The 4,015-nt window shown below is 47.9% G+C and carries 2 protein-coding genes and 2 pseudogenes; all 4 read right to left on the bottom strand.

What is annotated here, in order from left to right; genetic code table 11:
* Positions 1-180: 180 nt before the first annotated feature.
* Positions 181-1,476, bottom strand: coding sequence for a histidinol dehydrogenase (hisD, locus tag RYL88_RS11955; protein WP_314991574.1), 1,296 nt, complete (start codon positions 1,474-1,476; stop codon positions 181-183).
* Positions 1,477-2,381: 905 nt separating this feature from the next.
* A pseudogene (locus RYL88_RS11950) lies at positions 2,382-2,642 on the bottom strand (1-aminocyclopropane-1-carboxylate deaminase); the annotation flags it as partial.
* Between the two features lie 40 nt (positions 2,643-2,682).
* Positions 2,683-3,750 (bottom strand): OmpA family protein, encoded by a 1,068-nt coding sequence (locus tag RYL88_RS11945; protein ID WP_314991572.1) that lies wholly within the window; start codon positions 3,748-3,750, stop codon positions 2,683-2,685.
* Positions 3,737-4,015: pseudogene (locus tag RYL88_RS11940) on the bottom strand (hypothetical protein); the annotation flags it as partial. The pseudogene RYL88_RS11940 and the gene RYL88_RS11945, both read right to left, overlap by 14 nt.

Raw genomic sequence — 4,015 nt, 5'->3', positions numbered from 1 at the left:
CAATTTTGGTCATTCTTGTCATATTTCGTCAAAAAACCATTATATTTTCAACAAATTGGCGTTATATCTTGAGGCGATTTTTGAGATCGCGACGTAAAAATAAAACGCAGCGGACTGATCGTCCGTGAGTATTTATTTTTACTAGCCCTTCAAAAAGCGTCCAAGAGATAACGCCGCAATTTATTTAAGAGCCTCGAGCCTAACCGCAACCGAACGCTTATGTGCCCCCAGTCCCTCGGCATCGGCTAGCTTCATGCACGCATTTGCTAGCTCGCTTATGCCTTTTGCGTTTAGCGAGATGAGCGAGGTGCGCTTCATGAAATTTTCAACCCCGAGCGGCGAGTAAAATCTCGCGCTACCGCCCGTAGGTAGCGTATGGTTCGGCCCGGCTAGATAGTCGCCCATCGCTTCAGGCGTAAAATGCCCGATAAATATCGCGCCCGCGTGCCTGATCTGCCTAGCCAGCTCCATCGCGTCGTTTGTGGCGATCTCTAGGTGCTCGGGTGCTAGCTCGTTAGCCAGCCTCACGCACTCATCAAGGTCGCTAGCTACTATGATAGCACCCTTTTTATCGATGCTAACCTGCGCGATGGACTGCCTGGCTAGAGTCTTGATCTCCTCGTTGATATGCCTTTGCACCGCCGCGCCGAAGGCTTGATTAGGCGTGATGAGAACGGCGCTAGCCATCTCGTCGTGCTCGGCCTGCGAGAGTAGATCTACGGCGATGTGGCGAGGGTCGGCGCTCTCGTCGGCGATAACGCAGATCTCGCTAGGGCCCGCGATCATATCGATATTTACCTCGCCGTAGACGAGCTTTTTAGCCGTCGCGACGTATATGTTGCCGGGACCCGTGATGACGTCGGTTTTTTTGATCGTTTGCGTGCCGTAGGCCATTGCCGCTACCGCCGAGGCGCCGCCGACTTTATAGGCTTCCTTGATGCCGCAAACGTGCATGGCGGCTAGCAGTAACGCATTTACCTTGCCTCCGATGGCAGGCGTGCAGACTACTATCTCGCTAACGCCAGCAACCAAGGCCGGCACGGCATTCATGAGAAGCGAGCTAGGATAGGCGGCCTTGCCTCCGGGGATATATAGCCCGGCGCGGTCTAGCGGGGTGTACTTCGCACCTAGCAAAACGCCGTGCTCGTCGTGCTCCATCCATGTTTTTGGCAGGCTTTTTTCGTGGTAGCTTTTGATGCGCTCAAAGGCTAAATTTAGCGCGTTTCGCAGACAGCTATCTATGCCGTCGTAGGCCTTTTGCATCTCGTCGGTGCCGATTTTTAGGCTATTTGCGTCAGGTTTCCAGCGGTCGAATTTCTCTATCTGCTCAAAGAGCGCCTCGTCGCCTCTAGCGCGCACGTTCTCCAGTATCTGCGAAACGGCGGGCATAACCGCGCTCATATCGCCGTTTGAGCGGTTTACCAAAGTCGCGAAATAGTCCTTAAAATTTTCGTTACTAGTGAGTAAAAACTTCATCTCATCTCCTTAAATTTTCTTTCATATCTTAGTTTTTGACTGATATTTCCGAGCGCGCCGCCTTGATGGATGTATAAAATCTCGTTTTTAAACGCGCCCGGGTTTGCCGTCAGCGTTAAAAAGCCGACCGGATCGTAAATGAGCTCAAATTCTATCCCCGTTTGCTCGCATACTTCGCGCCAAATTTGATAAAGCTCTGGCTTTAGATCGCCGAAATGATATTTTTTGGGCGGCTGCAAAATACACGCCTTCGAGTTTGGCGTCAGCGCTTCGATCTCGCTTTTTAGGTAGTCTGCGTCGCCCACGCAAGGACAGGTATAGACGTCAAATTTGACGTGCTTAGCCAAAAACGCCGCCGACGTGCCGGTACCTGAGGGCAAAAATATATCCACGGTTTTGCCCTCCGCCTCAGCCCAGCGCTCTATCTGCCTAGCCTGCGAGATAAAGCCCGCCTCCGCCTGCGGCTGCCAAACGCCCTCGTTTATAAAAAGCGAATCGCCGATGAAGCAATCCTGCGCGGCGGACAAATTTAAGCTTGTTTGGTATGCGGATTTTTCAAAATTTGAGCTTTTATGGCTTATGCATTTGCTGGATTTTACGCCCGCGAGCTTTGCCAGCTCGTCAAATTTACTTGAAATTTGCCCACCTAAATCTTGTGAATTTGATTTTTCTATTTGCAAATTCGGCTCGACTTCGGCTTGCAAATTTGACATATTTTTTGCATTTAAATTTATATCCGTAAAACCGAGCCGTTCGTCAAATTTACTCAAATTTAACTCGCCGATGTTTTTTAAATTTGACCCGTTTTGGCTGCGATTGTCCGTCAAATTTGCAGTCTCATCGCCGCAAATACCGCTCTCTTTTAACCCGGCAAGCTCATAAGCTAAAGCCCTAGCCCGCGCCCGTCTATCTTTATCTATGTAGATTTTCATCCCGTTTTCAAGGGCGAATTTAAAATTTCCGATCGGATTTGCCGCCAAATTTGAGTTTAAATTTGAAACGACATAGTGAAACTCGAGGCCTTTCATCTTTGCAAAAACGCTTAGGCTATACATGGCGTTTGACTGGCTTGAGCCGTAGCTAACGACGCGTTTTATGCCGCCTAGATCAGCATGCAAGAAATACTCCAGCTTTCTAGCTTTATTGCCGTTAAATTCGCCGTCCATCAGGTCGTCGCGAAGTACGTAAAACTCGAGTCCGTTAAATTTAGTCTTTTGAATACTTTTGATTTTGCCGCTCCAAGAGATCTTGCATCTCTTTCATCGACTCTTTGTCCGAGATCGAAAATTTGATCTCGATGCGCCTTGAGGCATCGGGGTCTTCTTTGCCGTTTTTCATCACCAGATCGCTAAAACTACGCCCGCTAGCGATGAGATAGCGCTCTAGGCGCTTGTCCTTGTTCCACGAGTAGATAAAATCTAGCACCGAATACGCGCGCTTTTGCGACAGATCAAGGTTGTACATATAGCTGCCTACGGAGTTTGTATGCCCCTCGATCACGATCCTATCGATATGTTTTGCGATCTCCTCGTTATTTAAAATCGCCTCGAAATAAGTCTGTAAAATTTCTTTTAGGCGCGCTTTTGCTTCGTCTCTTAGCTCGTAAGATCCCGTGTCAAAAAGTATAGACTCGGGCAGCGACACGACGCCCGTGCTAGGATCTATGCTGACCTTATTTCCGAGCTTGGCGCGTAAATTTGATATGACGTTTGAGCGGAGTGAGCTGATGTCTTTTATCTTGTCTCTTGTTTTATTAAAATCCTCTTCCAGCGCGGCAAATTTTGATATTTCATCGCCGTATTTTGCGTTTAGCTCGTTTAGCGCCTCATCTTTTTGCGCTAAGATTTGCCCAAGCTGCACCACTCTACCCTGCAAATCGGCGATAGTTTTGTTTGCGTCGTTTAGGTTTATCTCGTAGGTTTGGGTTAGATTCGTGAGTTCGTTTTTCTCTTTTTTTACGCCTTCAAGCATCTCGTTTACGAGCCTGTTTATATCGGCAAGCTCTTTATTTTCGCTCTTTGCGCGGTCCAAATTTGAAAAAATTTCTTTTATGACGTTTTCTTTGCGCGCAAGCTCGCTTTGCGATGAAACGATTTGCTTTTCGCGCTCGCTCAAATCTTTTTGCAGTTTTGCCAAGTCGCTTTGGCTAAGGACGTATTTTACGACGACGGCGCCGATGATGAGCATAAAAACAAACATCAGGCCGGCCATCAGGTCCGCATACGATATCCAAAAGGTCTGGTCGCCGCTTTTGCCCTCGTTACGCGTTTTCATCTAGCATACTCGCCTTTTCGATGGTTTGCAAGATCTCGTTTGCCTCTTTGTCCAGTTCATCGATGTCTTGTTTTAGTCCTTCGATGAGCGCGCTATTATCGTCGTAAGCTTGGATAGCTTCGTCGTCAAAGGCCTTTTTAAACGCCTGCACTCCATCGATCAAGCTCTCTTTAAAACCATCCCTAGCTAGTTTTAGTTTGTCTAAAAGTTCGCTGCTAAATTTACAAACAGACTCGCTAAAATTTCTAACCTTATGCTCTAGTTC

The sequence above is a fragment of the uncultured Campylobacter sp. genome, from assembly GCF_963517995.1.
Taxonomy (GTDB): domain Bacteria; phylum Campylobacterota; class Campylobacteria; order Campylobacterales; family Campylobacteraceae; genus Campylobacter_A.
Note: the sequence above shows the minus strand (reverse complement) of the source record. Positions and strands in the feature narration are given on the sequence as shown.